General features: G+C 63.9%; 23 protein-coding genes. 4 read left to right on the top strand and 19 right to left on the bottom strand.

What is annotated here, in order from left to right; translation table 11 throughout:
* Positions 1 to 18 precede the first annotated feature (18 nt).
* The 9 genes from AABQ55_RS32700 to AABQ55_RS32660 form a co-directional block, all read right to left on the bottom strand.
* Positions 19 to 414, bottom strand: coding sequence for a type II toxin-antitoxin system VapC family toxin (locus tag AABQ55_RS32700; protein ID WP_272809126.1), 396 nt, complete (start codon positions 412 to 414; stop codon positions 19 to 21).
* A complete protein-coding gene (locus AABQ55_RS32695) occupies positions 411 to 677 on the bottom strand; it encodes a type II toxin-antitoxin system Phd/YefM family antitoxin (RefSeq protein WP_272809125.1) in 267 nt (88 codons plus the stop codon). The genes AABQ55_RS32700 and AABQ55_RS32695 overlap by 4 nt, the downstream gene beginning before the upstream one ends.
* 85 nt (positions 678 to 762) lie before the next feature.
* Positions 763 to 1,704 carry a DUF2493 domain-containing protein gene (locus tag AABQ55_RS32690; RefSeq protein WP_272809124.1) on the bottom strand — a complete coding sequence of 314 codons (942 nt, stop codon included), beginning with the start codon at positions 1,702 to 1,704 and terminating at the stop codon, positions 763 to 765.
* A 323-nt stretch (positions 1,705 to 2,027) separates the two neighbouring features.
* A complete protein-coding gene (locus AABQ55_RS32685) occupies positions 2,028 to 3,062 on the bottom strand; it encodes a DUF7146 domain-containing protein (protein ID WP_272809123.1) in 1,035 nt (344 codons plus the stop codon).
* Positions 3,063 to 3,074: 12 nt separating this feature from the next.
* Complete coding sequence (locus AABQ55_RS32680) at positions 3,075 to 7,511, bottom strand: strawberry notch-like NTP hydrolase domain-containing protein (protein ID WP_272809122.1); 4,437 nt, start codon at positions 7,509 to 7,511, stop codon at positions 3,075 to 3,077.
* Positions 7,512 to 7,628: 117 nt separating this feature from the next.
* Positions 7,629 to 7,940 (bottom strand): hypothetical protein, encoded by a 312-nt coding sequence (locus AABQ55_RS32675; protein WP_272809121.1) that lies wholly within the window; start codon positions 7,938 to 7,940, stop codon positions 7,629 to 7,631.
* Positions 7,941 to 8,037: 97 nt separating this feature from the next.
* Positions 8,038 to 8,442 (bottom strand): hypothetical protein, encoded by a 405-nt coding sequence (locus AABQ55_RS32670; protein ID WP_272809120.1) that lies wholly within the window; start codon positions 8,440 to 8,442, stop codon positions 8,038 to 8,040.
* Positions 8,426 to 8,740 carry a DUF6117 family protein gene (locus AABQ55_RS32665; protein WP_272809119.1) on the bottom strand — a complete coding sequence of 105 codons (315 nt, stop codon included), beginning with the start codon at positions 8,738 to 8,740 and terminating at the stop codon, positions 8,426 to 8,428. The genes AABQ55_RS32670 and AABQ55_RS32665 overlap by 17 nt, the downstream gene beginning before the upstream one ends.
* A 64-nt stretch (positions 8,741 to 8,804) precedes the next feature.
* Positions 8,805 to 9,005, bottom strand: coding sequence for a hypothetical protein (locus tag AABQ55_RS32660; protein WP_272809118.1), 201 nt, complete (start codon positions 9,003 to 9,005; stop codon positions 8,805 to 8,807).
* Between the two features lie 289 nt (positions 9,006 to 9,294).
* Here AABQ55_RS32660 and AABQ55_RS32655 point away from each other — a divergent pair, with 289 nt between their 5' ends.
* Together AABQ55_RS32655 and AABQ55_RS32650 are read left to right on the top strand one after the other, a co-directional pair.
* Positions 9,295 to 10,485 (top strand): DUF1173 domain-containing protein, encoded by a 1,191-nt coding sequence (locus tag AABQ55_RS32655; protein ID WP_272809117.1) that lies wholly within the window; start codon positions 9,295 to 9,297, stop codon positions 10,483 to 10,485.
* A 90-nt stretch (positions 10,486 to 10,575) separates the two neighbouring features.
* On the top strand, positions 10,576 to 10,785 hold the full coding sequence (locus AABQ55_RS32650; protein WP_272809116.1) for a hypothetical protein: 210 nt from the start codon (positions 10,576 to 10,578) through the stop codon (positions 10,783 to 10,785).
* A gap of 5 nt (positions 10,786 to 10,790) precedes the next feature.
* Here AABQ55_RS32650 and AABQ55_RS32645 read toward each other — a convergent pair whose 3' ends face one another.
* The 7 genes from AABQ55_RS32645 to AABQ55_RS32615 all read right to left on the bottom strand — a co-directional run bounded on the left by AABQ55_RS32645 (position 10,791) and on the right by AABQ55_RS32615 (position 18,049).
* Positions 10,791 to 11,768: a hypothetical protein gene (locus tag AABQ55_RS32645; protein WP_272809115.1), complete on the bottom strand. Its 978-nt coding sequence runs from the start codon at positions 11,766 to 11,768 to the stop codon at positions 10,791 to 10,793.
* Positions 11,769 to 11,842: 74 nt separating this feature from the next.
* Positions 11,843 to 13,033, bottom strand: a complete 1,191-nt coding sequence (locus tag AABQ55_RS32640) for a DUF932 domain-containing protein (RefSeq protein ID WP_272809114.1) — start codon at positions 13,031 to 13,033, stop codon at positions 11,843 to 11,845.
* 98 nt (positions 13,034 to 13,131) lie between these two features.
* Positions 13,132 to 13,545: an antirestriction protein gene (locus tag AABQ55_RS32635; protein ID WP_272809113.1), complete on the bottom strand. Its 414-nt coding sequence runs from the start codon at positions 13,543 to 13,545 to the stop codon at positions 13,132 to 13,134.
* Positions 13,545 to 13,991: a hypothetical protein gene (locus AABQ55_RS32630; protein WP_272809112.1), complete on the bottom strand. Its 447-nt coding sequence runs from the start codon at positions 13,989 to 13,991 to the stop codon at positions 13,545 to 13,547. The genes AABQ55_RS32635 and AABQ55_RS32630 overlap by 1 nt, the downstream gene beginning before the upstream one ends.
* 77 nt (positions 13,992 to 14,068) lie before the next feature.
* Positions 14,069 to 16,216 carry a ParB/RepB/Spo0J family partition protein gene (locus tag AABQ55_RS32625; RefSeq protein WP_272809111.1) on the bottom strand — a complete coding sequence of 716 codons (2,148 nt, stop codon included), beginning with the start codon at positions 16,214 to 16,216 and terminating at the stop codon, positions 14,069 to 14,071.
* Between the two features lie 100 nt (positions 16,217 to 16,316).
* Complete coding sequence (locus tag AABQ55_RS32620; RefSeq protein WP_272809110.1) at positions 16,317 to 16,907, bottom strand: hypothetical protein; 591 nt, start codon at positions 16,905 to 16,907, stop codon at positions 16,317 to 16,319.
* Positions 16,904 to 18,049, bottom strand: coding sequence for a phosphoadenosine phosphosulfate reductase domain-containing protein (locus tag AABQ55_RS32615; protein ID WP_272809109.1), 1,146 nt, complete (start codon positions 18,047 to 18,049; stop codon positions 16,904 to 16,906). Before AABQ55_RS32615 ends, AABQ55_RS32620 begins: the two co-directional genes overlap by 4 nt.
* 437 nt (positions 18,050 to 18,486) lie before the next feature.
* Here AABQ55_RS32615 and AABQ55_RS32610 point away from each other — a divergent pair, with 437 nt between their 5' ends.
* Positions 18,487 to 18,783, top strand: a complete 297-nt coding sequence (locus AABQ55_RS32610; RefSeq protein WP_272809108.1) for a hypothetical protein — start codon at positions 18,487 to 18,489, stop codon at positions 18,781 to 18,783.
* A gap of 149 nt (positions 18,784 to 18,932) precedes the next feature.
* Here AABQ55_RS32610 and AABQ55_RS32605 read toward each other — a convergent pair whose 3' ends face one another.
* The 3 genes from AABQ55_RS32605 to AABQ55_RS32595 are packed head-to-tail and all read right to left on the bottom strand — an operon-like array spanning position 18,933 to position 24,383.
* Entirely contained in the window at positions 18,933 to 22,196 is a 3,264-nt protein-coding gene (locus tag AABQ55_RS32605; protein WP_272809107.1) for an error-prone DNA polymerase, read from the bottom strand.
* Positions 22,193 to 23,707, bottom strand: coding sequence for a Y-family DNA polymerase (locus AABQ55_RS32600; protein WP_272809106.1), 1,515 nt, complete (start codon positions 23,705 to 23,707; stop codon positions 22,193 to 22,195). The genes AABQ55_RS32605 and AABQ55_RS32600 overlap by 4 nt, the downstream gene beginning before the upstream one ends.
* The gene (locus tag AABQ55_RS32595; RefSeq protein WP_272809105.1) at positions 23,625 to 24,383 is read right to left on the bottom strand and encodes an ImuA family protein; all 759 of its coding nucleotides are present in this window, start codon (positions 24,381 to 24,383) and stop codon (positions 23,625 to 23,627) included. Before AABQ55_RS32595 ends, AABQ55_RS32600 begins: the two co-directional genes overlap by 83 nt.
* 207 nt (positions 24,384 to 24,590) lie before the next feature.
* Here AABQ55_RS32595 and AABQ55_RS32590 point away from each other — a divergent pair, with 207 nt between their 5' ends.
* A complete protein-coding gene (locus AABQ55_RS32590) occupies positions 24,591 to 26,660 on the top strand; it encodes an ATP-dependent helicase (protein WP_272809104.1) in 2,070 nt (689 codons plus the stop codon).
* Positions 26,661 to 26,662: the final 2 nt, after the last annotated feature.

Genomic DNA, 26,662 nt, shown 5'->3' with positions numbered 1-26,662 from the left:
CGCCGGACGTGGGGACGGTCAGGCGGTAGAGTCCGAGCACGTCATGAACGGAACGCCATAAAGCGGCACGTTTTGATCTTCCGAAACGAAATGCGCATCCTCGGCTAGCGCCTGCGCCATGAGAAGGTGATCGAACGGATCGCGGTGGTGAACCGGCAAGCCGGACAGCGCGATCAAATGGGCATCCGCGATATCGAGGCGTTGGAACCCCTGATCCGGGAGGATGCCAAGGATCTCTTCGATATCCGCATCAAGCTTACCAATGCGCAGCTTCACGGTGATCTCCCATAGGGAAACCGCGCTGACAAGAACGTCGTTCGCAGGATCGCCGATCAGGCCGCGTGCTCGGGCTCCCAGCTTCTCGTCGTCATTCAACCACCACAGCAGAGCATGGGTATCGAGCAGAAGCCTCACGCGCCGTCTTCCATCGCCTTCAGGACGTCCGCAGGCAGAGCGTCGAAATCATCGGCAAGCTTGATCTTGCCGCGCAAGGCGCCCGGCTTGCGGACTGCGACATCGGACGACGGCGGCCCGATCTCCGCAACGACCTTGTGATGGGAGGTCAGGACAAAGCGTTGCCCTTCCTCGACCTGACGCAGGAAGGATGTCAGGTTGCCGCGAAACTCCCGCACGCCGACGCGGCGGGGGGAAGATATGTTGGGTCGAGGTTCAGCCATTGCGTCGCTCCATTTCCGAGGAAATGTGTACACAATTCCTCGGAAATGCAAGGCTTGAGATCAATCGCGTGAGGAAAACGACGCTTCACGCGCCGTCTCCTTTCAATTCCCAGACGGTGATGCCGAAGCGGCGGGCCTTGTCGCGAAGGTTCTCGGTGATGCCGGAGCCGGGGAAGATGATGACGCCGGCCGGCATCACGGAAAGCATCTCGTCGTTGCGGCGGAACGGGGCGGCCTTCGCGTGCTTGCCCCAATTCGGCTTGAAGGCGATCTGCGTCACGCCGCGGGCTTCGGCCCAGCAGGCCGCGATGCGTTCAGAGCCCTTCGGCGAGCCGCCATGCAGCAGCACCATGTCGGGGTGCTTGGCGAGGGCCTTGTCGAGTGCGGCCCAGATCCGGTCGTGATCGTTATAGTCCAACCCGCCGCCGAAGGCGATCTTGGTGCCGGCCGGGATCAGAACCTCGGTCTCGGCGCGGCGGCGGGCAGAGAGGAAGTCTCTGGAGTCGATCATCGCCGCGGTCATGTTCGCGTGATTGACCTTGGAGCCGGTGCGCGGCCGCCATGTCGAGCCGGTCTGCGCTTCGAAGAGGTCGGATGCATAGTCGCGCATGAATTCGAAGGCGTTGCGGCGTTCGAGGAGCGTGATGCCCTCCATGATATGGCGTTCGAGCTCGACGCTTCTGACCTCCGAGCCGTCCTGCTCCTTCTGCCCGTTCCTCTGGGCGTCCTCGTTGCGCTGCAGCTCGCGCTGGATGCGTTCGCTGGCGCGGTGGAAGAGATTGACCGTCGACCAGAGCATGTCTTCGAGATCGGGCTCCAGCCGCGTATCGCCGAGCATTTCGAACATGGCGTCGAACATCGCGGTCAGTGCGGACTGGACGACCGGCTCCTCCGGCAGGGCGCGCGGATCGGGCTCGTCCTGGAAGGGACGATAGCCGTAGACCTGCATCTCGTAGATGACCCGGTCGGTCGGAGACGATGCGTGGTGCGGTTCGGTAGCGGCGTCGATGGGAAGCAGGACGTTCATGATGGTCTCCGTCGATTGGGGCCGCGCCTCTCGCGGCCTGACGGCGATCCCTTTCCATCCGGCGGGCGGGCCGGAACCGCGGCGCACGCGCCGCGGCCCAGCGCAGCGCCGGGCCGCCGGGGACAGGTTTTTTGCTCCGCGAGGAGCGCCGGCTTCGCTGGCGCGGGGAAAAAACCGGGCCTCCGGCGGTTGGAGGACCGAACGCCTGATGGTAAGGGTCGCCTCTCGGCAGGCCCGCAGGCGCGCTCATCCGAACGCGACCGGCAGGCCCGGCCCTCCCCTCCCGCGGCCACCGCTCCGCCTCATCCCCCATCGCGGCTTCATCACGACGGCAGAAAGACTTCGACATCTTCCGGGGCAAGCTGCGCCCTGAGGCTGGCGAGCATCCGGCTCGGATCAAGCCGCAGATCGTCGTTGAAGTCGCCGAGTTCCGGGGCGAGCACGAGCGGCAGGATCCCGCGGGCCTGCGCCCGCCGGCTCAATCGCTCGATGCCGTTCCGGCCGGCGGCATCCGCGTCCGCGGCGATATAGAGGCGCACGCAACTGGGCGGCAGATCGAAGGCCGCGAGGTGATTGGCCGTCAGCGCCGCGGCCATCGGCATTCCGGGCATGACGTGCGACAGGGATAGGATGCTTTCGAGGCCTTCGCCGGCTGCCATGACAGGCACCGGACCGCAGGTGGGGAAGGCGAAGCGAACGGCATTGCCGAGCAGACCGCCAAGCGCGCGACGCGGATCGTCGACCTGTGCCTTGCCGCCACCGTCCGGGTCCAGCCAGGTGCGATGCACGCCGGTGATCGTGCCGACGGGATCGGTCACGGCTGCGATCAGCGCGGGGAAGCGGTGCGTCCGGCCCGTCACGAGATCGCGATAGTAGCAGGACGGATGATAGCGGAGCGCGGGATGCAAGGATGCGCGCAGGATGCCGCGCTGGCTCAGATAGCTGTCCGCCAAAGTCCCCGCCAATGGCTGCGTCATGCGAAAAAGGCGCTGCGCGCGCTCGTCTGCCGGCCTGTCGGCCGGCGGGTCGATTCGGGCGTCGCCCCTGCGGGACGCCGCCGGGTCGGGTTGCGGAAGGCTGAGGAACCGTCGCGCCTCGTCCGCGACGTCGCGGAAATCGACGAGCCCGCAGGTCTCGCGCACGAGATCGAGCAGGTCGCCATATTCGCCCGTCGCTCCGTCCGCCCAACGGCCCGCACGGGGGCCGGTGAGATGGACATAGAGCGATTTACCTTTGTTGTTGGCGGTATCGCCAACGATCCAGTAGTTGCCGGCCTTGCGGCCGGCGGAGAGATAGTGGCGGCAGACCGCCTCGGCATCGCGCGCGAGACGGTTCGCCAGTTCGGAGGCCGAGAGCATAACGGTCCTCCTTCAGTGCCGGCTGATGACATCGAGCAAGCGATGGCGCTGCACCAGGCGCGAAAGGATCGCGGAGCCCTCATCGGTGACTGGTATGAAGAAGCGCAGTTTCCAGGCGATCATCTCGGAAAAGAGGCCGATAGAGCGCAACCAGTCACGCATGCCATCGGTGAAGCCGGTCAATTCGACGCGGTTGTCATTCATGACCCGCACGTGGCGGACCGTCATCTCGCCGGCAAGGCTGATGACAGAGGAGCCATCGATCACCGACCGCCATGCCTGCTCCGGGTCGAGCACCTCGCTCCGGTCGATCCCGAAATTGTTGCATAGCCGGGAGAGACCGGCCGGCGCGATCACGCGTCCGACGATGCGCTCGCCACCGTCGGTTTGCAGGCGATAGACCCTGCAATAGTCCTGCGGCAGGAGTTTCCAGATCGGCAGCAGCAGGCCCGACACGACATGCAAGGTCGAGGTCGAAAACTCCGGCACGGTGGCGACCTCGGCATTCCAGGCGGCGGCGAAGATCTGTTCGTCCGCCTCTTCCCAGTTCGTCTCTTCCAGGTGCCTTGTTTCGAAGCGCAGTTCGTCCATCGGACGGATCAGCGCGACGCGCGGCTGGAGCGAGCCGTCATCGAGCATGATGGAGCGCGTCGGGGCCATGACAGCGGCGCGTTCGGACTTTCCGTTGATCATCAGTTTCGCGCGCGGATCCCGCGTCACAAGATAAAGGGCCTCCTCAAGAGGCATTGGCTGGTTGCGGTCCATGCGCTCGATTGTCAGCAAGTGCGACTGCGCGCCCGTCACCGGATGGGTGTAGACCAGCTTGCGATCCTTGAGCGTCATGCGATCGGCGGTCAGCGTCTCCAGGCCCTTGTCATAAACGGCGGCTGCAATGGCGCCTTCGATCCGCGCCGCCAGGAGTTCCTCGAAGGTCTCGAACAGGACGTTCTGCATGGCGATGGTCAGCGCTAACATCCGGTTGAGGAAGGTGTGGATCGGCGGCAGCTCATCCTTCAGCCCGCCCTCCTCGTCGCAAAGGGATAGGCCGGTGATCGACTCGAAGGTTTCCAAGGAGCAACCGGACACCTCACCGCGGTGGATCCGCTTGTAGAATTGCCTGAGCGCATCGCGGGCGTATTGGGATTCGAGATTGTCCTCGCTGCGGAACATGCCCTGCCCGCCGGTCTGGCGCTGGCCGCGGGTGATCGCGCCGAGGGTGTCGAGACGCCGGGCGATCGTCGACAGGAAGCGGCGCTCGGCCTTGACGTCGGTCGCGACCATCCGGAATTTCGGGGGCTGGGCCTGGTTGGTGCGATGGCTGCGGCCGAGGCCCTGGATCGCCACATCGGCGCGCCAGCCGGCTTCGAGCAGATTGTGCAGGCGCTGACGCTGGTTTTTTGCGCCGAGGTCGGCATGGTAGGAGCGCCCCGTCCCGCCCGCTTCCGAGAAGACCAGGATCGGCTTCCGGTCGTCCATGAAGGCGCGCGTCTCGTCGAGATTGGCGCTGCCCGGTCGGCTCTCGACAGCGAAACGCGGGAACGAGCCATCGCCATCGCGGCGAACGATGCGGCGGGAACGACCTGTGATCTCGGCGACGGTGTCCGTCCCGAAGTGCTGGACGATCTGGTCGAGCGCGGCCGGGATCGCCGGCAGGCTCCCGAGCTTTTCGAGCAACTCGTCACGGCGGGCGACGGCTTCGCGGCACAGAACCGGATTGCCGTCAGCATCATAGACGGGCCGGGAGAGGAGATTGCCCTCGTCGTCCGAATGTTCCTCGAAGAGCTGGGTCGGGAAAGAGTTCATCAGGTACTCGGCGACGATCTCTCGCGGAGTGACATCGACCTGAATGTCGTTCCATTCCTCTGTCGGGATTTCGGCGAGCCGGCGTTCGGTTATCGATTGCCCCGTCGAGATGAGCTGGACAATGGCCGCATGGCCGTCCGCGACATCCTGGTTGATCGTGCCGATCAGCGTCGGGGTCTTCATGCTGGTCAGGAGGTGATTGAAAAAACGCTGCTTCGTACTCTCGAAGGCGGAGCGCGCTGCAGCCTTGGCGTTTTTGTTAAGCGTGCCCGTCGGCGAGGTGATGCTGCAAGCCTCCAGCGCCTGATCCAGTCGATTGTGGATCACCTGATAGGCCTCGGCATAGGAATCGTAGATGCGGACCTGCTCCTCGGTCAGCGCATGTTCGAGGATCTCGTATTCGACGCCCTCGAACGACAACGAGCGAGAGGCATAGAGCCCCATGGCCTTGAGGTCGCGGGCGAGCACCTCCATGGTCGCGACGCCGCCGTCTTCGACCGCCGCGATGAACTCGCTGCGCGTGGCGAAGGGGAAGTCGGCGCTGCCCCACAGACCGAGCCGTTCGGCATAGGCAAGCGACTCGACCTCGGATGCACCAGTCGCCGAGACGTAGACGACGCGGGCATCGGGCAAGGCGCGCTGCAGGCGCAGGCCGGCGCGGCCCTGCTGCGAGCCCGCCTTGTCGCCGCGGTCGGATTTGCCTCCCGCAGCATTCGCCATGGAATGCCCCTCATCGAAGATCACGACACCGTCGAAATCGTCACCCAGCCAGTCGACGATCTGCTGGACGCGGGAGCGCTTGCCCTCACGCTCGTCGGTGCGCAGCGTGGCAAAGGTGCAGAAGAGAATGCCCTCGTCCAGCATGATCGGCTTGCCCTGTCTGAAGCGCGACAGCGGCGTGACCAGCAGCTTCTCCTGGCCGAGCGCGCTCCAGTCGCGCTGGGCGTCCTCGATCAGGGTCTCGGATTTCGAGATCCAGAGATGCCGCCGGCGGCCCTTCAGCCAGTTATCGAGGATGATGCCTGCAGCCTGCCGGCCTTTGCCCGCACCGGTCCCGTCGCCGAGAAACCATCCCCGGCGATATCGCACCGCGCCTTCGGTGTCCGGGCTGACGGCTGTGAGATTGTCGAAGGAGGCGTCGACCTTCCAATGACCGGCGAGGTGGCCCGAATGCGCCTCGCCGGCATAGATCACGCTTTCGAGCTGGGCGTCCGAAAGATCGCCGGTGGTGATCACGTTCCTGGGGAGATGGGGCCGATAGCTGGGCTTCGGCGGGGCGACCGACGCCATGGCGACAGACTCGACCAGCTTGTCAGGATGCGGCTTGGCCTCCGGAATGCGGATCGCTCGCAGCTCATAGGGCTCGTAGATGCCATCGGCTGCATCCACCCGGCTCGACGGCGCCGCGTCGCGCAGCTCGTAGGCGAGTTCGATGATCTCTTTCTTGGCTGGCGTGGGGGCCAAGGACACCCGGTTCGGTGCGCGGGGAGAGATCGCCGGATGTGGCTGCATCCCGGCGACCGCAGCGGGGCGCAGGGTTTCGGCGGCCTTACGCGCTGCCATTTTCGCGGCGCAGGCGCGGAATATGCCGTTGGACAGCGCGCCGATGGAGTTCGGCGCGGTCGACGGCGAGCGCGGCGGCAGGCCCGAGATCCAGGATAGCAACGTGGTGAGGTCTGGTGCGACACCCATGCTCGTCACCAGCTTGGTCGGATCGGCGGCAGCAATCTTGTCGATGACGGTTAGCCGCGTTTCCATCGTCGTGCCATGCCGGGCAAAGACGCTGCCTGCGATCGCTGCGCTAAACACGACCGTGCCGCGCTCCTGCAAGCGAATGAAGGCATCACGCCATTTGGGATTGTCGGGAGAAAGGCTGGAGCCGGTGATGGCAACCAGGCGGCCGCCGGGCGCGAGACGCGCGAAAGCCGAGGTGAGATGCCGCCACGCTGCATCGGCCATGCGGCCCTCGACATGCACACCGGCCGAGAACGGCGGGTTCATCAGCACGACGGTGGGACGCGCGACCCGATCAAGATAGTCGTCGAGATGGGCAGCGTCGTGGTGCGTGACCGGCGTTCCGGGAAACAGATATTCGAGGAGGGAGTGGCGGACCGGCGCATACTCGTTGAGAACGAGGCGCGCGTGGGCGAGTTCGCCGAAGATCGCCATGAGGCCGGTCCCGGCGGACGGCTCGAGCAGGACGTCGCCCGCCATGATCGAGGCGGCCCGCGCCGCGACATAGGCGAGTTCGACGGGCGTGGAAAACTGCTGGAGCCTCTGGGTTTCCTCGGACCGGCGCGTGTGCGTCGGGTTGAGCGCCGCGAGCCTGGTCAGGATGGAAAGCGCCGCCTCGGGCATGTTCGTCCGGGCGGAAATGGCTGAGCCGAATTTGCGAAGGAACAGCACCTGGGCGACTTCGGTCGCCTCGTAGGCATCCTTCCACGACCAGTATCCCTCGGCGTCCGAACCGCCGGATTCAGTGGTCAGGACGGCGCGCAGGTGGGCCGATGTGATGGACTGGCCAGCTTCGAGAAGCGGCAGGAGCGCACCCCCGGCTGCAAAGATGTTGCTGGCGCGGCTGCGTTGTTCGGGCATGCGGGGCTTACTGGCAAACGGGTTCATGGCGAAGGAGGACCGAGCGTTCATGGGAAACCTCATCGAGAGCGGGAAAGAGCCGGCCGCCGGGCGCTCTCCAAGCCCGCCAGGCCACCCCTTTCCGGCCCCTCTCTCCCTCTGGGCGGCAGAGGCGACGGCGCCCGGCCTTCAGCCGGGCGCGAGCTTGAGGTTTCCGAACGCCGCGACGCCGGCGACCGAGACCTCGTGGAGCACAGCCTTGCCGCCGGCGGCGATCCACGCTGCGGCTTCGCCGGCGGACAGTTGTTGGACGTGGACGAAGTTTCGTTCGGCGCAGAGGCGCTGACGATCGAAGGCGTCACGATCCTCGAAGGCGTAGAGCGTGTCGCCCGGTCCGTCCCAATAGACGATGGCGAAACACACCGGCACGACGACTTTCGAACGAAAGTCCAGGAAGACCGGGTTGGCGATTGGCGGGCAGGCAAGGACAGACAGGCTCATGTTGCTCTCCGGAAATGTGGAAAGGCCCGGTGCTCTTGCGAGCACCGGGCCTGGATGGGAAAAGACGGCAGGACGGGCGGGCATTCGCCCGCAATAATCAGGGCCGGGCGGCCGCCATCGGCTCTACGAAGGCCTCGTCGCTGTTGGCTCCGAGCAGCTTCAAAATGCGGCCGTGGACGGCGACGCACTCGTTGATCCAGTTGCGATCGAGCTTCGTGTGCCGGCCGAGGCGGTCGGCCGGCACATAGACGACCGTGAAATGCGGATACTCGCGGCCGTCAGCGGCGCGATGGACAACCGGCCCCTCGACGGCGATGACGATTCCACGCGAACCGTAGGAGGTCCGTACCGCCATGCCTGGTCGCACGAGCGCCGGGACATCAGGAGCACCCGGCGGCGTCACCCGATAGCGGCCGGGATCGTGCCCGCCGAGATCGGCCGAATAGAGGGAATGGGCGAGATGCCGTGGTGCGACCGGTCGCGATTTACGTCGGGTTTCCATGGCCGCCTTCCTTATTGTCGGCAGCCGTCGAGGTCTCGACCGCATTCGCGTCGCTCCCGCTTAGAAATCGACCGGCATTGCCCGGGTCCGGAGGAAGGTAGGCGTCGTACGGATTGCCGCCCGCGAGGTGACCAAACGGCGTGAACACATAGTCGCCATCGTCGCGCCCGACCGCGCAGAGAACGAAACGGGTTTCGTCGGTGCGGGCATCGAGGCACTCCATGAGCGCGAGATTGCCGTCCTGGGCGGCGCGAAGCAGCGTCCGGAAATTGACTCGAACATATTCGGGTATCGCCATGGTCTCCTCCTGAAGCGAAAGCCCGGCTGTCGCCGGGCGATGGGATGGAAAGGATTGAGGTGGTTCAAAACCGGAAGGCGTTGGCGAGGTCGCGCTGGTCGGCGCGGTACTCAGCGAGCATCGAGCGATAAAAGCGCTTGCGCGCGGCGCGGAAGGCTGGATCCTGCCGCATCTGACGGTCGAATTGGAAGGCAGCGGCGCGGACGACGTGGCGCCAGCCGGCGTCGGCCCGGATGCGCAGGCGTCTATAGAGAAGGTCATTCATCTGGGGGTTCCTCGGAGCGCGGGGAGGAAGCCCAATCCGATCTGCGCTCTCTCCAAGATCAGCCGGGCCGATCGGCCCGCAGCCCACCTCCTCCCCGCCGCCGCTGGCACCACCCTCCCCGCTTCGGCATTTCCGATTTCCGTCGCGCGTGACGGGAAGGGTTGGATTGCAACGATCCCTTCCCATCGGCCCAGAATGGATCGGCCGGCACGGCACTTTTACTCGCTAGTTTTAGATAGTAAAAACTGGCATCGCGATGTAGGTTCGACCGGAACAAGGGAGAGCGACGGTGCGGAAATTCATCATTGGCGAGCAGACTTTCGATGAATCCTCGCCGGAGCTTCGAGCAGTTCTATCGGATGCCTACGAGCAGCGGATGCGGCCTCTGTGCATGTGCAAGGACCCGGCGGTCGCCATGTATATCGCGCGGCTGGATGATCAGTTCGTGGTCAAACGGATGCCCCTATCAGGGCGCGAGCATGATCCGGCCTGCCCTTCCTACGAGCCGCCTTATGAGCTCTCCGGTCTCGGGCCCTTGATCGGAAGCGCTATCCAGATCGATGCCAGCGGCAGGGCCGAGTTGAAGCTGGATTTCTCGTTGACGAAACGCGGGCCTCGGGCAGCGCCTGCCGCGCCGACGGAAGCATCCGAGCCGGGCATCCGCAGCGAACCCCGGAAACTGTCGCTGAAGGCGATGCTCCACTATCTCTGGGAGGCGGGCGAATTGACCGAGTGGCGGTCGGCCTGGGCTGGGCGGCGGGGGTGGGGGCGAGTTCGCTCCAGCCTTCTCAATGCCGCCGCGCAGATGTCCGCACGAGGCGGCCCCTTGAGCGAGATACTCTATGTGCCGGAGGTGTTTCAGGCGGACGACAGGGATGGCATTGCCACTAGGCGCGCGGTCGCGCTGAAGGGTGTGCACGCGGCGGGAGGGGGACCGCGCAAGCTGATGATGATCGTCGCCGAGGTGAAGGAGTTCTCCCCGGCCCGCGAGGGCCAGAAGATCGTCGTGCGGCATATGCCCTTCCCGCTGATGGTAGAAGACGGCGCATGGCGAAGGCTGGCGACCCGCTATGAGACCGAGCTCGAACTGTGGCGGTCGAGCGAGGCGTTCCATCTGATCGTCATCGCCACCTTCGGGATTTCCACCGCGGGCATCGCATCGGTGGAAGAGGTCGCGTTGATGGTGGTCAATGAGCACTGGCTGCCCTTCGAGGACATTCATGACCTGCGACTTCTGGAGAAGCTCGGGCATCTGAAGCGGAAGATCGTCAAGGGGCTGCGTTTCAACCTGCCACGCGGCGCGCCGATCGTTTCGGTGACCCTTCCGGAACAGAAGCCGGACCCCGTCGCGATGTTCATCGTCCCACCCACGGCCGATGAGGAATACGATCGCGCCCTCGCCGACATGATCGAAACGCGACCGGAGATTACCCCCTGGATCTGGCGGGTGGCGGACGGAGAGATCCCGCGGCTTCCGTAATACGGGATATCGCGCCATGGGCCGTTGACAGGTTCCGACGAATAACAACACCTGCCGCGCAGATATCCATAGCCTGTTCAGCGGAGCATCATGAAGTCTCAGAAGAAGCCGTTCGTCGTCGAATTCAAGAACCGGCGTCGCCTCTCCCGGAAAGAAACGTCGATCTGGGGGCGTGTCGATCTGAAAGGCGCCGGTGACGAGTTTGCGGCAGAGGAGACTGCCACGGAAGCTGCCGCCGGTATCGACATCCGCCTTCCCGAGACCCCGCCGGTACAGGACGCTGCCGAGATCGGCGCCTGACCAGGTCATCGACCGGCGTTCGAAGCAGATAGAGCAGCGGCCGCAACATCCTGTCGCCGAAGCCTGACCGCCGCCATCACACTCTCGAGGAAGTCCTCCGGTTCGCCCTCACGATGGGGTCCGCCCTGCGACCACCGCATCGTTCCCACGACCGCGGGAACGAAGTCGAAATCGAAGGTGAAGCCGCCGTCGTCAAGCACACCGGAAAGGGCGGCGTAGGCATCCTGCACGAGAGTCACGATCTCCAGGGCGCACAAGCGCATGGCCTGCCAACCGGTTGCGTCCCACAGCTTCGACATCTGATCGATGCCATCGGGAACAGCACGTCCGTCCTCGCGCAGGCCTCGGAAATACAGCATGGCTTCCCAGATGCAGAGTGCCGCCTCGGCCTCCCCGACCGTGAGCAGACGATGTCCGTCAGACGCTGGCGTCCGAAGTGATGAAGCAGGCAATGGGCCTGCGAGCGACAGACCGCGATCCTGCAATCGGAAACGGGCCAGGATATCCTCGCTGGTGGCGTGATGAATGGCCGTGGCGGTGATCAGCGATACGCTGGCACCGTAGGTCTCGAGACGCTGCGACCGGTGGTTCATCCATTGGATCACCGTGACCTCCGACAGGGTCGGCGACCGCGAGACGATATCCTGGACGATGAACGGCCACGGAAACGCGCCGAGATCGATATCGACAGCTGCGTCCATGTCGAGCGGACCCGACGGCGCCGGCAGAAGCGCAAGAACGCGGCTTGCGATGAAAGTGTTGAGCGCGCTCTCCGCCTGCGGCGCCGATGCTCGGAACGCTTCAAGCAGCAGCTTGCGCTTGACGCTGATGGGATTGTTCGGACCGACATCGGTGAAGAGGACAAGGCCGGCGTCGGTCTCGCTGCATTCGAGCACATGCGTCAGAACAAGCTTTTCCAGCGGCGTGATGTCGGCGAACGGGATTGGAGGGTGAGTATAGATCTGGGTTTCGAGCTTGGTCATGGGATTGCCTTTCGGTGAATACGAAAAACCCGGCGCCATGGCCGGGTTGGTCGGCGACTGTCGGATGGAGGGGTTCAGGCTGCGCTTTCGAGCAGTCTGCGCGCCTTGCCTTCGAGTTCGAGCCGCGTGTCCTGGTGAGCTTTCCCGCGCGCCAATGCGGTGATCCCCTGCACGAAATCGAAGATGGACTCCGGTGGCCGTCCCTCTTCCGACAGCACCGTCTCGATGATCTTGCCGGTCTCGGCCTTCGAGAACCCGCGCTTGCGCAGGAAATCGGAACGGTCCTCCTCGTTGCGAGCGACGACCCGCTCCCGCGCGGCACGGATACCCGCGATGAACGGCGCGGGCGACGAATTCGCAAAATTCGCCAGCGCCGGGGCCGCCTCATGCGCGAAACGCTGGGCAGCAAACTTCGAGTGCCGGATGGTGATTTCCTGGAAATCTTCCGTGCCCCACAGATTGCGATTGGCGCAGACCGCTCGTAGGTAGAAGCTTGCAATTCCAAGCGTTTTCGAGCCGACTTCGGAGTTCCAGGCATAAAACCCGCGGAAATAGACGTCCGGCTCACCGTTGGGGAGGCGACCGGCCTCGATCGGATGGGTATCGTCGACGAGGAACAGGAAAACGTCCCTATCGCTGGCATAGAGCGTCGTCGTATCCTTGGTGATGTCGACGAACGGGTTGTGGGTCATGGTCGACCAGTCCAGTACGCCAGGCACCTTCCACATCGTGTCGCCGACGCCATCACCGGCGATGCTCATCACCGCGGCGACAAGGTCCTTGTCCCAGATGCGGCCGTATTCGGGACCGGTCACCGCCCGAAGCTCGACACGCCCGTCATCCATCTCCAGCGTTTTGACCATCTCGGCGCTGTGGTTGAGAAGGCCGTGCTGGAGATTGATCGCCGCCAGCGGCGCAGGTAGCTGGCGCAGGTAGCTCGCCGGCGCGCCTACCAGGCTACAAAGCTGCCCATAGCTCCAATGCGTCGGCGCCAGCGGCACGCGGCTGCCGGGAAGGACAAGCGAAAGGCGCTCGGCATTGCCGCGGGTCGCTTCTACACGGATATCCGCGCTTTCGACGGTGCGAACGCGGGCGCGCTCGGCCCGATCGCTGACAGCACGATGAAGATCCGACAGCGAGAGGTAGCGCTCGTCATCGGGGCGCGAGAACCATTCTGACGATACTCGGCCGATGCGCTCGCCGCGGGAGATGTCGACCTTGAAGCCGGTGGATACAGGGGATGGTCTGGCGATCATGGTGTTCATGTTGATTGCTCCTGAAACGAAAGGGCCCGGCCGGCGCTATCGCGCCAACCGGGCCGGTGTGATGGAAGGGGAAGGAGATCAGGCGACGGTGAGGCCGCTTAGTCGATCGCCTGGAAAATCTCCGAGGCCTCAAGGTGATCCGCCGAATAGGCGTAGAGGCGCTCATAGCCTTCTACGAGTCGTTCGGTCTCGAACTTGAATGACAGGTGGGAGAAGGCGAACATCGTCGCGATAATGCCGGCGGCCTCGGCGGAGACCTCGCCCTGGAAGCATGTGACATCACCGGTAATCCGGAACCGCGTCTTGGATTTCGGCGCGAGGAAAAGCGGTTTGCCCTGGTGCTCAAAGAAATCCCAGGAACCCCCACGATAATCGAGCGGGCTAAGCCTCTCCATCCAGGCATAGACAGCAGTCTCCGCGACGATCAGGTGCGAACGACCGAAAAGGGTGGGCAGAAAATTCTGACGGGCGTTGTCAGCAACGATCACGGCGCGACGAGTACGGTTCACCATTACGCCATCCTCCCTTCCACCAAGGCGGCCGCGACCTCGTCTGCGGTCACTTCCTCGAAGACGGGATCGGGATAGCGATCTCCCTCGACCATGGCCCAATGCTCTGCCTCGACGCGGCTGCGTGCGAGATAGACAAGCTCAGCGTCGTGACCCGGTCGGTCGAAGACCCGAACGGAGCCAATCGGCGGCCGTTCAACGATCGTGAACCGAAGCGGATAGTCGATTTGGAAGGTGTAGAAATCGCCTTTCAGGATGGTTATTGCTGGGCACAGTCCCGGATCTCCGCTGCCGCGCTCGCCCTGCGTTTTGACCAAGCGGCCGCGATTGTTGTGGAATAGCCACTCAGAGTGCAGGGTGGAGGTGCGTTTTGGCGGACACCGCGTACCGTCGGTCCAGGCAATCAGGGCGCCGATTGGCGCGCGTTCGTAGATGGTCATGAACGACATGTTCGTCTCCATATCGAGAAACAGAGAGGCCCGGCGCGGCGGCCGGGCCTTGGATTGATGGTTCGTTCCGGAAGGGTCTATTCCGCGGCTTCGAGATGCCCGCCCTCGTCCTCATCGGGATCGGAGGCCGTCTGCTCGCCCTCGACGTCCTCGGTCAGGAACGCCGGCAGCGTGACTTCGACGGCTTCGGTATCGCCTTCGTTGACGATCACCATTTCATCTGCCTCCGAATTTCCGCCTTCATCCGAGACTTCATCGGCAGGATAGCGCAGCACTTCGGGAAGCCACCCGCTACCGTCGAGCAGCCGGGCCGCTTCGCGCGCCATGTCCTGCTTCTTCAGATGATCGATCAGCTGCGCCGACTGATTGCCCTTTGCTTCGCGAACGGCCTGCAGGATGTGGGCCTTGGTCACGCGGCCGAGATAGTTGTCGACCGTCGGCGTCCAGCCCGCACCGACCATGCCGAACCCGATCGTCTGGGCCAGCTGCACGGCATGCTGGTTTTCCCTGGTCCGCCGGTTCCATTGCTGGATCGTGGCGTTCAGCGACATCGAAGCGCAATGCGCAAACAACGCCATCTGGCTATCGTGATCGAGCGCGATCAGGTAGGCCCAGACCGCATCGGCTTCACCGGGAAGATCGTGACCCCAGTTTTCCTGGCGCTGTTCGATCTCCTTAGCCCAAACCGTGTCGGCAAGGCCGGGCGTCTTGGTCGACACCGTATGCTGCACCGTGATTTCCAGGCAAGACGACGTGCCGTAGTGATAGAAGGTCTTCAGCACGAGAAGGTGCAGCACGGCGATGAAGGCCACCGTCGGCTCGTTGGCGAGCGCGTTCCTGAGCGCAAGCGTGCGGGCCGCGGTGAGGTCCTCGATGAGGCGTTCTGCGAGCGGCCGGATCTTGCCGTCGTCTTCATCCGGCTCCTCGACACCAACGGGCTTGCCGTTAATCGGCACACCACCACCACCTTCCGCGGCGGTGGCGTCGTCGCCATCGTTACCGTTCTGCTCGACGCCATCGCCATCTTCCGCACCGGCGACAGGCTCGTCTTCCGGGCGGACGAAGCCGCGCTCGATCCTGAGTTCGCCGTTGCCGGCTAGCGAGATGAAGGCGCCGCCGCGAGCAACATCCTCGGGATCGAGGACAAAGGGTCGCTCGTTCAGCGCCGTCAGCTGAGCGTCGAGATCGTCGAGGTCCGCTTCCGTCTCCTCCGAATAGTCGTCGGCAGCTTCGTATTCCGCGTTGAGCTTGTCGAATTCTGCCGTCAGGGCATCATGAAGCGCCAGCTCCTCCTCGGTGAGCTCCGCCTGCTTGCCGTAAAAGCGGCGAAGGCCGGAAGCGTGGCCGAAATGGAAGTCGATGGCGGAATCGACCCACTTCCAGCCCTCGTCGGTCTTCAGCGCCTCCGCGTCTGCCGTCAGCTTCTCCAGCACGAGCTGTTCGAGCAACGCCGGATCCTGGAGCCATCCGCCGTTGTCCTGCTCGAAGAGATCCCGCATGACGATGCCGCCGGCGGCCTCATAGGCTTCGATGCCGACATAGACCGCACGGCGGTCGCTCGCCCGGATCGCCGTTTCGGTCAGCAGCCGGCGGATATAGTAGGGATCGGTGCTTTGCGTGCGCGAAATCGTCTCCCAGACCTGCTCCTGCCGGGCATGATCCTTGGTGATCGAGAACGCCATGACCTGCCCCAGCTTCATCTGGTCATCGCCGTAGAGTTCTAGCAGGCGGGGCGACACCGAGGCCAGGCGGAGACGCTGCTTCACCGTCGCGACCGAGATGTGGAAGCGGGCGGCGATTTCCTCCTCGTCGAGCCCCTGCTCGCGCAAGACCATCATCGCGCGAAATTCGTCCAGCGGATGAAGATCGGCGCGCTTGACGTTTTCGGCAAGCGAGTCTTCGGCCTCGAGGGTCTCGCCTTCACTGACGATGCAGGGGACGCCGGTCGTCTTGGCGAGCTGCTTCCGGTCGACCAGCAGCTTCAGGGCACGATAGCGGCGGCCGCCGGCAGGGATGCGGTAGATACCGGTCTCCCTGCCCTCGGCATCGAGCTCCGGGCGCACGTTGATGCTGGTCAGCAGCCCGCGGCGCGCAATATCGTCGGCAAGTTCCTCGATCGAGACGCCGGCCTTGGTCTTGCGCACGTTCTGCTGGCTGAGAATAAGCTTGTTGAAGGGGATATCACGCCCGACATTGAGCGCGATTTTCTGAATGGCCTGTGCCATGTCATTTCTCCGCGGCGGACCGGCCAGAGCCTCTCTCCAGCCACCTCAATCCGCCACGAACGCCCCTTCCCCCCTCTCCCTCTTTCCCGGACCGCCGCCCTCACCGCCTGCCGCCAGCACCCGCGCCGGCGCCCGCGTCGCCGACGGCGTCGCGCGAGGAACCGTTCAGCCAGATCCTCATCTGCTGGCGCATGATGCCGATCGGCGCGCAGATTTCCGTGACCGGCGCGCTCCCTGTGACAAAGCCATCCTCCTGGAACAGGTCAACGAAGTGCTGCATGACGTCGAGATAGAGAGCGCCACCGACCAGGCAGACCTCGACGAACGGTTTCCGGCCGCGCTCCGTCATCGAGGCAATGTGCATGCCCGGATGCTCGCCCGAAGGCATCGCGCGCCGCTGGGTTTTCGGCCGCGGCCATCGCGTGCCGAGGCCCCCGGCCTTCATCGCGGCCGCGATCTCCGGCGTCATCCGCCGGTCGTAGTTTTCGATGGTGGTCCTGGCCTCACGAAAACCGTACTCGGCCGACAGGAAGGCTACCTGTGCCTTCTGCTCGTCGGGATCGACATGACGCAGCGTGCGCCAGAGCGGCCCATCGTATCGGTCGCGCGCCGGCATGTATTGCGGGCCGTCGTGCTTGGTCATCGAGCAGGACAGGATGAGCAGGCGGCGGGAGGGTGACGTGTAGGTCATGCAACCCTCCTCCTGGCGTGCAGTTCAAGCAGCTCGGCATAGCGCGCATGGATCGATGCCCGATCACGGTAGCAGGCACGAAATCCCAGCATCGCGCTGACCTCCGAGCGCACCTCCGCAAGAAGATCGGCCTCGCCGTCGGACAGCATCCGGGTCGGCCAGCCTTTCACATAAAGCATCGGCTTCGTCAGCCGGCGTTCCGCCTCACGGCGACGGTCTGCTCGGTCCTTGGCCATGGCCAGGCGATCCCGCATCCTCGGCTGAAGGAGCTGGGGAGCGATATCGCCTAACCACCGGCTGCTCTGAAAGGCAAACGTGCTGCGGCATTCCAGGCCAACCATCTGACGATAGAGATCGTGAGCTTCCGGCTGCGCCGCCGCGGCCACCAGATCGGGAAGGCTCGACATGATGCAGAAGCGGCAGGAGACACGCGTGAGTCCGAACCGGCGATAGGCGGGATGGGGTTCGATGCCCCAGAAATCGAGCGACGAAAAAACCTCCGCCTCGGACCACTCGAGTATCGGCCGCCAGATCCATATTCGCTCGCCCGGCTTGTGATCGAAGATCTCGGCGCGGGCGCGTTGCGGGCTTTCCTCGCGCCGGACGCCGGTCACGCTGACGATCGGCAGTCTGGAGAACCGGCGTTTAAGTTCCCCGTGGATTTTCGAGGTCTTCATCTCGGACGTGCAGAATCTCATCGCCGGCGTGCTCCAGCATGGCACGAGCGTCACGGTGCTGAGATTTTCGTAGCGCGCGACGTTGGATCGCCAGCGGCTTTCCCAGCGATCCATCAGCCCACCTTGCTTGCGCCGGACGACAATGAGTTCGGCGCCGAGGCGATCGGACAGGCGCTCGCAGGTGGGGAGCGAGTCCGACCATTCTACAGAACCGAGGTCGGCATGGATCAGCAGGCGCGGGCCGGAATGTCCGATGCGATCGAGACACTCGAAGGTCGCCATGGCTGCGGCCTGGCTGTCCTTGCCGCCCGAAACACCGATGGCGACGGCCGCGTCCTGTTTGAGAAGGTCCACGATGGGCGGGACGATGGAGACCGATGGAAAGGTACGAGTAATCGATACTGAAGATGGTGTGAAAGAATCGGTTCGATGGCCTGCAGGATCGACGTTCAGGTGATGATGCATGGGGCGGCTCCATGGCGGGCAGCCGGAACCTCTCTCCAGCCTCTCAACCCGCCACCGCCGTTCCGCCCCTCTCTCCCTCTCCCTTCGCCGACGCGCCTTTCCCATTTCCGGCCGCCTGCGCCATCGGGCCGGTTTGGAAAGTGGCGCGTTGCGCGGACGAATGAAGAAATTTCAGGACAAATTCAACGGGATGACATATCGTCTGCGGCGAAGCGGTACGCGCCGCTTTGGGGCGTGGAAACCCCTGTGAACGGTTGATGCTGGCCGATACAGCATCACACTCCTTGGCCTTTTGGTCGGGGAGCCTGAAGCTATGTCCAGGTTCTCCGAACTAAAAGCTCAGGGCCGTTTCACACGGTTTCCAACTCCCCGATCACGGGGTCAATGAGCATTGGATGGCGGGGGCGCACCGCCGAAACTGCTTCAGGGAGAAACCGTTGACTGAAGGGCTCACCTACACCTTCTACACCTATTCCGATGCAGCAGTTCCGCTCGCGGAACGCTGGCAGCCGACCGGGCTGAGGGAGATTTTTTTCGCCGATCGTGAAGAAGCAAGACGTGCAGTGCTCGCCATGCGCGACGATATCGCTGCGGATCCGGAGATGGAATGGGCGGCCACGAAGATCGAAAAGGTGGTGACCGTGCCCATCTCTCAGTCCAACCTCTTGCTGCTATTAAACAGTGGTCCCGGTGCCTTCATTGCGGAGTATGAAATCCTTGAGACCGTGGTTTGATGGAGTTTGCCGCACCTTATGGGCGAATGTTTCACTTTACCCCGCGCGAGGGCTCCCGACCGGATCTTTCACCTTCACCGACCTTGGAGGGCATTACGGGTAGAGGTCCGTTTTGCTGAACCCTTTGCGGATGACCTTCTCTCCGTCGGCTAATGAAAATTCCGGCTCTTGACCTTCAACCGATCAATCAAGAAGTCTTGTATGTAGATGTCCCTCGCCGGCGCCGCCGCCTTCGGCCGCTCGCGCGGGTCCGGCGCGCCGTTGCCGCGCGCAAACTCATCACCGCGGCCATGTGGCAAGGGAAACTGCTCGTCCCGTTCGCCCAGCCGCCCGAGATCATCGGATAGATCGAACAGCCGCTGCGCAACGAGATGAACGACATCGCCTTCGCGCTGGATCTTGCCGTTGATCGCCAGCATTGAGGCTGAAAGCACAAGCCGGCGCTGGCGCTCGAATAGCGTCGGCCAGACGACCGCGTTGACGATGCCAGTCTCATCCTCGATCGTCATGAACATCACGCCTTTGGCGGAACCCGGTCGCTGACGCACAAGCACGAGCCCGCCGGTCATCAGCCACCGGCCGTCTCGGGCGGCCATGGCCTCGGCGCATGTGACCATCCGCTTCTCGCGAAGGTCTTTTCGGAGGAAGGCGACCGGGTGCTGCCGGAGGGTAAGGCCGGTATGGGAATAGTCCTCGACGACCTCGTGTCCAGCCCTCATCGAGGGCAAAGCTACCGAGGGCTCCTGCACTTCAGCGACCTGGCGCGCCTCGCGCTCGGCGGCTGCGGCCCAAAGCTCAAGCGGCTCATCGCGCAAGGCTTTAATTGCCCATAGAGCGCCACGGCGCTGGAGCTGCAACGACGGCAAGAAGGCATCAGCTTCGGCAAGCTTGACGAGGGCAGCCGTCGGCACACCGGATCGCCGCCACAGGTCATCGGCAGATTCGAAGGGTTCGTCGGCGCGCGCCGCTACGATCCGGGCGGCGTCCGCGGTCGAAAGCCCTTTCACCATCCGCATGCCCAGGCGAACGACGCAGAGGCGGCTTCCGTCGATCTCCTCGAGGGTGCAGTCCCAACGAGAAGCGTTGACGCAGACGGGCCTGATCTCTACGCCATGCGCCCTCGCGTCCGAAACGATCTGGGCTGGCGCGTAAAAACCCATGGGCTGCGAGTTCAGGAGCGCCGCGCAAAAGGCGTCCGGGTGATGGCATTTCACCCAGCTCGACGCATAGGCGATCAATGCGAAGCTGGCAGCATGGCTTTCCGGGAAGCCGTAGGAGCCGAACCCTTCCAACTGCGAGAATGTCTGCTCGGCAAATTCGGTCGTGTAGCCATTCTTCACCATGCCGGCGACCAACTTGGTTTTGAATTTGGAGACACCGCCGGAGAATTTGAAGGTGGCCATCGATTTCCTCAACTGGTCCGCCTCCCCACCCGAAAATCCGGCGCAGACCATCGCGACCTTCATCGCCGACTCCTGAAACAATGGGATGCCGAGCGTCTTCGACAGCACCGCCTCCAGCTCCGGCGTCGGGTATTCGACCGGCTCCTTACCCTCACGGCGCCTGAGATAGGGATGGACCATGTCGCCCTGGATCGGCCCAGGCCGAACAATCGCTACGTGGATGACGAGATCGTAAAACGTGCGCGGCTTCAAGCGCGGCAGCATGGACATCTGCGCCCGGCTTTCGATCTGGAAAGTGCCGAGCGTATCGGCCCTGCGGATCATCGCGTAGGTCCGGGGATCTTCGGCCGGGATCGAAGCGAGGTCGCGCTCCTCACCCTTGTGGTCCCGCATCAGGGCAAAAGCCTTGGCCATGCAGGTCAGCATGCCGAGCGCCAGCACGTCGACCTTCATGAACTTCAGCGCCTCAATGTCGTCCTTGTCCCATTCGATGACCTGGCGGTCGTCCATGCGCGCAGGCTCGATCGGCACGAGATCGTCAAGGCGATCTTGGGTCAGGACAAAACCACCCGGATGCTGGCCGAGATGGCGCGGTGCGCCCATCAGCTGCTGCGCCAATTCCAGGGTCAGCTTCAGGCGATAGTCGGCGGCGTTGAGATTGTTTTCTCGAATCTGCCGTTCAGTGACACCTTCCGACCAGCCCCAGACGCCGGACGAGAGCTGCGCGATCATGTCCTCTGGTAGCCCGAGGGCCTTGCCGACGTCGCGAAGCGCACCCTTGGCGCGGTAGCGGGTGACGGTGGCACAGAGAGCGGCCCGACGTCGGCCATAGGTCTCATAAATCCACTGGATGACTTCCTCGCGCCTCTCGTGCTCGAAATCCACGTCGATGTCCGGCGGTTCGTCCCTTTCTTGGCTGACGAAGCGCTCGAAGAGCAAGTCGTTGGTATCGGGGTCGATAGAGGTGACGCCGAGGCAATAGCAGACGGCGGAATTGGCCGCCGAGCCCCTGCCCTGGCAAAGGATCCCTTTCGAGCGCGCAAAACGCACGATCGAATAGACGGTGAGAAAATATGGCGCATAGTTCATCACGCGGATCAGTTCGAGTTCATCCTGCAGGGATTTCCACACTTTTTCCGGCACGCCCTCTGGATAACGGTTGGCAGCGCCTTCCCAGGTGAACTTGACTAGAGATTGCTGCGCATCGAGGCCGGGCACGATCGCCTCTTCCGGGTATTGATATTGCAGCTCGTGCAAATCGAACTTGCAGCGTTCGACAATCTCGCGGCCGCGGGCGAGCGCTTCCGGATAGTCGCCAAATAGGCGGTGCATTTCCTCAGGCGCCTTGAGAAAGCGATCGGCATGACGCTCTCGGTCGAAGCCGACATCGTCGATGGTGGTGCGGGTGCGGATACAAGTCACGACATCCTGGAGCTGGCGCCGGCTCGGTTCGTGAAACAGCACGTCGTTGGTGACCACAGTGCGGACCTTGAAGCGCGTGGCCATGGCGGAGATGCCGTGCAAACGCAGACGGTCGAGCGGCCGACGGCGCAGGCAGAGGCTCACATAGGCGCGATCGCCGAACAACTCAGCCATCTTGCGAAGCTGGACGGCGCAGGCCTCGTCTGCTTCGTCCGGCACCAGCACCCCGATCATGCCCGCTGCGTGTTCGGCGAGATCGGCAAAATCGATCAGGCAGTTTCCCTTGCCGCCGCGGCTTTTGCCGAGAGACAGCAACCGCGTCAGTCCCGAATAGGCCGGTCGGTCCATGGGATAGACGAGGAGCGACATGCCGTCGGTGAGATCCAAGCGGCAACCGACGACCAGTCGGACGCCGGTGGTCTTGGCGGCTTCCCAGGCCCGCACGATGCCGGCGAGGCTGTTGCGGTCGACGACACCGAGCGCGTCGATGCCGAGCGCGGCAGCGGTGGCGAACAATTCATCGGCGCTGGACGCGCCTCGCAAGAAGCTGAAATGCGTCGTGACCTGAAGTTCGGCGTAGCGCGTCATCCGAACACCCCATGCACGAACCACAGGTGCGAACCGGTTTCCGGATCGATGCCGTCGCCGGCGCGATAGACCCAGTAGCGCTCACCAAGCTCGTCCTCGACCACGAAATAGTCCCTGACCGCCTGAAACTCGCGTGGTCTCCGCCACCACTCTCCAAAGATCCGCTCCGGGCCATCGGCGCGCAGGACCTTTCGGCGCTTGCCGCGCCAGGTAAATACCGCCGGCGGCTGGTCCGGGAGGAGCGCGATGACCTCGACGCGTTCGGGATTGGCGAAAAGCCGCGTCGGCCGCGGCCATTTCACCGCCCAGGCCTCGCCTATATCCGGCGCGGTCGCGGCGATGCGCCGGACCGAGCGCTCCGGCACATCTGAGGCGACGGGCGCGACCCGGAACAGCCGGTGGCCACGATTGCCGAGGATGTCGACCAGCGGCGTGATATCGGCAACTTCCTCCTCGATGAGCGGGGAGGCGGCCTGCCGCTCTTCCAGCGGCTCGGCGAAGACGGCGACCAGAACCATCTTCTCGATACCGAAACCGGGGTCGATCGTCTCGATCCGGTCGCACAACAGTTTTGAGAGCCGCGCCGGGTCACGGACCGGTTTGGCGAGGCCAGCGCGCAGATGCTGCCTTGTGTTGTCGACGCGATGGATGAAGAGATCGCAGCGCCGTGCGCCGAGGCCGTCCTCGGCGAGCCAGGCCGAGAGCTGGCCGACCAGCCGACGGACATATTTGGCGATGGTTTCCGGCGCGCCGATGGGCTCCGCGAAATTCTTCGCGACCTCGACAAGCTCGGGCGTGCGGATCGGCTCGATCGGTTCGGCTAGCCGCCCGAACATTTGGTCGAGCCGACGCGCCGGCTCCGGGCCGAAGCGTAGCGTCAATGGTGCGCGCGGCATGGCCGAGAGCTGGCCGACCGTATCGATGCCGAGCACACGCATGCCTTGGACGGTCTCCGCCGGGAGCCGCAGCGCGACAATCGGTAGATCGATGACCGCCTTCGTCACATTGTCCACCGGCACCACCGTCGTTTCCGCCGTCAGGAGCCGGGCGAGCGCGTGCGCGGCGCCCCAGGTGTCGGCAACGGCAGCCCGTGCCGTCAGCCCCCGGCCGCGCAGCAGATTGACGAGACCGGAGATCAGAAGCGGCTCGCCACCACGCAGATGATCGGCACCCTCGGTATCAATGACCAGCCCATCGGCGCCATCGACGGCAACGACCGGGCTGTATTGCCGGAGAGCCCAAAGCGCCAGGCGCTCCAGCGCCGCCGCATCCTCGGCCGGTGCGGCGTCGACCATCAGGAGATCCGCGACCATGGCTTGCGCCTTGCTGGCGGGCATTCCTATCCGAAGACCGAGCTTCAATGCGGCAGGGTCGGCGGCCGAAATCCAGCGCTTTGAGCCGCGCCTTGCGACAACGACGAGCGGCTTGTCAGCCGGCAAGGCTTCGCCAGCGTGCCGTCTGATCCGCTCGGTCGAGAGCTGTGGGAAGTAGACAGATACGACCCTTGGCATCGGGGGCTCCAATTTCAAATTCGGCGCATTCGCCCGCCTTGACGCGCATGAGTTCTGCCAGCCAGCGGGCCCTCCCCACGCCCGCGACCGGCAATCGTTGCGATGGCAGCGTGCTGATGCGCCACCGCGTCGTCGATGCTGTCGGCTGCCCATAGTCCGAGGCCTCGTTCTGTCGTCGCCAGCGCCGGAGCACGATGCCCATGGCGCCCGTTTTTTCCGCTGCCAGTTGCAGGCGTCGCGAGGCGTTCATCGGCAGACGAACGAGCTCGCCGACGACCGCGGCAAGCCCGCCGAAAGACAGCCCCTCTTCCATGGCGGACAGCACCTCCTCCTCGCGATCGCTTTCACAGAAGACGACGCGGTCCGGATGCAGCCCGGCCTGGGCAACCGCGGGGAAAAACAGGTCCGGGCGCGTCATGCACCAGAGTACCTTGCCGCGCGACCGCGCAGCGATCCCCGCCACGAAGAGCGCGGCCGCAGCCCCGTCAACCGTTCCTCCCCCGCCGCCGGCAACCTCGTGCAGCGCGCCAAAGGCAAGCCCTCCGCCCGGCAAGGCCCGGTCGACCTCCGCAACGCCAAAAGGCAGGACCTGCCTTGCGCGCTGCGGGACGCCTTCTAGCTGGCCGATGCGCTCGCGAAGCTCCGCCAGGACAGGGTTGAGGGCATGGTTGGCCACGGTTGAATTGTTGCTCCTTCAGGGTTTCCAGCGGTTCTCTAAGCTGATATGTTCATTATTTGTTCCGATTGCCCAACTGAGTCAATCGGGCCTCCGATCCGGAAATCGCACCTCGGCTAAGTCGTTGAAACGAATCCCTTAGCTGCATCAAGGAGATATCCACGGAGCGGAGGTGCAGGAAAATTTTCTTAAGGCAGCTGGGGACAAATGGCGGCGGCGCATCTTGAAAAACTGAACGACCGACAGCGTGAGGCGGTCGAGCATGGCGTCGGCCTGCCGGATGGACAGATCGGCGGGCCGCTCCTGATCATCGCCGGCGCTGGAAGCGGCAAGACTAACACGCTGGCTCATCGCGTCGCCCACCTCATCGTCAACGGCGCCGATCCGCGTCGCATCCTGTTGATGACCTTTTCGCGGCGGGCGGCGTCAGAGATGGCGCGCCGCGTGCAGCGTATTTGCCGGCAGGTGCTCGGCGACAACGCCGCCGTCATGACCGATGCGCTTGCCTGGGCCGGGACGTTTCATGGGATCGGCGCGCGGCTCTTGCGCATGTATGCCGAACAGATCGGCCTCAGCGTCGACTTCACCGTCCACGACCGTGAGGACAGCGCGGACCTGATGAACCTTGTCCGGCATGAGCTGGGTTTTTCCGCCAAGCAGAGCCGGTTCCCCACGAAAGGGACGTGCATCGCGATCTATTCGCGGGTGGTCAATTCGCAAGTCTCAATCAGGGAGATCCTGAAATCCTTCTATCCCTGGGTGCTCGAATGGGAAGACGAGCTGAAGCAGCTCTTCGCGGCCTATACCGAGGCCAAACAGGCGCAGAATGTCCTGGATTACGACGATCTGCTGCTCTACTGGGCGCAGATGGTTTCCGAACCGGAGCTTGCCGAGGATGTCGGCAAGCGCTTCGACCACATCCTCGTCGACGAATACCAGGACACCAATCGCCTGCAGGCCTCGATCCTTATGTCGCTGGCGCCCGGCGGCCGCGGGTTGACCGTCGTCGGCGACGATGCGCAGTCCATCTATTCCTTTCGCGCGGCAACCATCCGCAACATCCTGGATTTTCCGCAGGAATTCTCACCGAAGCCTGCCGACGTCATCACGCTCGACCGCAACTATCGTTCGACGCAGCCGATCCTGGCCGCCGCCAATGCCGTCATCGAATTGGCCCGTGAGAGGTACACGAAGAACCTATGGACCGACCGCGCGTCGGAACAGCGACCGATGCTTGTCACCGTCAAGGATGAGGTCGATCAGGCCGCCTATATCGTCGAGCAGGTGCTCGCCAACCGTGAGATCGGCATCTCCCTCAAGCAGCAGGCCGTGCTGTTTCGGACCTCGAGCCACAGCAGCGCACTGGAAATCGAGCTCACCCGGCGAAACATCCCCTTCGTCAAATTCGGCGGCTTGAAGTTCTTGGACGCAGCCCACGTCAAGGATTTGCTGGGCGTTATGAGGTTTGCGCAAAACCCGCGCGATCAGGTTTCCGGCTTCCGGGTGCTTAAACTGCTGCCCGGTATCGGACCGCAAACCGCCGGGAAAATCCTCGACACGATCGCGGCCGATCCCGAGCCGTTGCAATCGCTCGCGGAGATTCCGCCACCGGCCAAGACGGACGACGATTGGCCAGCCTTTGTCACATTGGTCTCTGCCCTGCGCAAGGCAGAGGCAGGCTGGCCGGCAGAGATCGGGACCGTGCGAATGTGGTATGAGCCGCATCTCGAGCGAATCCATGAGGATGCCGATACCCGCAAGGACGATCTCATCCAGCTTGAACAAATCGCCAGTGGCTATGCGAGCCGCGAGCGTTTCCTCACAGAGTTGACCCTCGATCCGCCCGACGCGACTAGCGACCAGGCTGGCGTGCCGCTGCTCGACGAGGACTATCTGATCCTCTCGACGATCCATAGCGCCAAGGGCCAGGAATGGCGTTCCGTCTATCTGCTCAACGTCGTCGACGGCTGCATCCCGTCCGACCTTGGCACCGGCACGACCGCGGAACTCGAAGAGGAGCGTCGGCTCCTCTATGTCGGCATGACGCGCGCGCGCGACAACCTTACCTTAGTTACGCCGCAACGCTTCTTCACGCATGGCCAGAACGCTCAGGGCGACCGGCATGTCTATGCCTCTCGCACCCGCTTCGTGCCGGCCACGCTGTTGCAGTATTTCGAGACCACGAGTTGGCCGAAGGTCTCGGCCGCAGCCAGCGAACGCAGCGCAAAGCAGATCCGCGTCGATGTCGGTGCGCGGATGCGATCGATGTGGAAATGAGT

The sequence above is a fragment of the Shinella sp. WSD5-1 genome, assembly GCF_963942435.1.
Classification (GTDB): domain Bacteria; phylum Pseudomonadota; class Alphaproteobacteria; order Rhizobiales; family Rhizobiaceae; genus Shinella; species Shinella yambaruensis.
The sequence above is the reverse complement of the archived record's forward strand: the minus strand, read 5'-3'. Positions and strand labels throughout refer to the sequence as shown.

Coding starts and splice junctions, on each gene's coding strand:
- AABQ55_RS32695 (WP_272809125.1), bottom strand. CDS start 677: ATGGCTGAACCTCGACCCAACATATCTTCCCCCCGCCGCGTCGGCGTG.
- AABQ55_RS32690 (WP_272809124.1), bottom strand. CDS start 1,704: ATGAACGTCCTGCTTCCCATCGACGCCGCTACCGAACCGCACCACGCA.
- AABQ55_RS32685 (WP_272809123.1), bottom strand. CDS start 3,062: ATGCTCTCGGCCTCCGAACTGGCGAACCGTCTCGCGCGCGATGCCGAG.
- AABQ55_RS32680 (WP_272809122.1), bottom strand. CDS start 7,511: ATGAACGCTCGGTCCTCCTTCGCCATGAACCCGTTTGCCAGTAAGCCC.
- AABQ55_RS32675 (WP_272809121.1), bottom strand. CDS start 7,940: ATGAGCCTGTCTGTCCTTGCCTGCCCGCCAATCGCCAACCCGGTCTTC.
- AABQ55_RS32670 (WP_272809120.1), bottom strand. CDS start 8,442: ATGGAAACCCGACGTAAATCGCGACCGGTCGCACCACGGCATCTCGCC.
- AABQ55_RS32665 (WP_272809119.1), bottom strand. CDS start 8,740: ATGGCGATACCCGAATATGTTCGAGTCAATTTCCGGACGCTGCTTCGC.
- AABQ55_RS32660 (WP_272809118.1), bottom strand. CDS start 9,005: ATGAATGACCTTCTCTATAGACGCCTGCGCATCCGGGCCGACGCCGGC.
- AABQ55_RS32650 (WP_272809116.1), top strand. CDS start 10,576: ATGAAGTCTCAGAAGAAGCCGTTCGTCGTCGAATTCAAGAACCGGCGT.
- AABQ55_RS32645 (WP_272809115.1), bottom strand. CDS start 11,768: ATGACCAAGCTCGAAACCCAGATCTATACTCACCCTCCAATCCCGTTC.
- AABQ55_RS32640 (WP_272809114.1), bottom strand. CDS start 13,033: ATGAACACCATGATCGCCAGACCATCCCCTGTATCCACCGGCTTCAAG.
- AABQ55_RS32635 (WP_272809113.1), bottom strand. CDS start 13,545: ATGGTGAACCGTACTCGTCGCGCCGTGATCGTTGCTGACAACGCCCGT.
- AABQ55_RS32630 (WP_272809112.1), bottom strand. CDS start 13,991: ATGTCGTTCATGACCATCTACGAACGCGCGCCAATCGGCGCCCTGATT.
- AABQ55_RS32625 (WP_272809111.1), bottom strand. CDS start 16,216: ATGGCACAGGCCATTCAGAAAATCGCGCTCAATGTCGGGCGTGATATC.
- AABQ55_RS32620 (WP_272809110.1), bottom strand. CDS start 16,907: ATGACCTACACGTCACCCTCCCGCCGCCTGCTCATCCTGTCCTGCTCG.
- AABQ55_RS32615 (WP_272809109.1), bottom strand. CDS start 18,049: ATGCATCATCACCTGAACGTCGATCCTGCAGGCCATCGAACCGATTCT.
- AABQ55_RS32605 (WP_272809107.1), bottom strand. CDS start 22,196: ATGACGCGCTACGCCGAACTTCAGGTCACGACGCATTTCAGCTTCTTG.
- AABQ55_RS32600 (WP_272809106.1), bottom strand. CDS start 23,707: ATGCCAAGGGTCGTATCTGTCTACTTCCCACAGCTCTCGACCGAGCGG.
- AABQ55_RS32590 (WP_272809104.1), top strand. CDS start 24,591: ATGGCGGCGGCGCATCTTGAAAAACTGAACGACCGACAGCGTGAGGCG.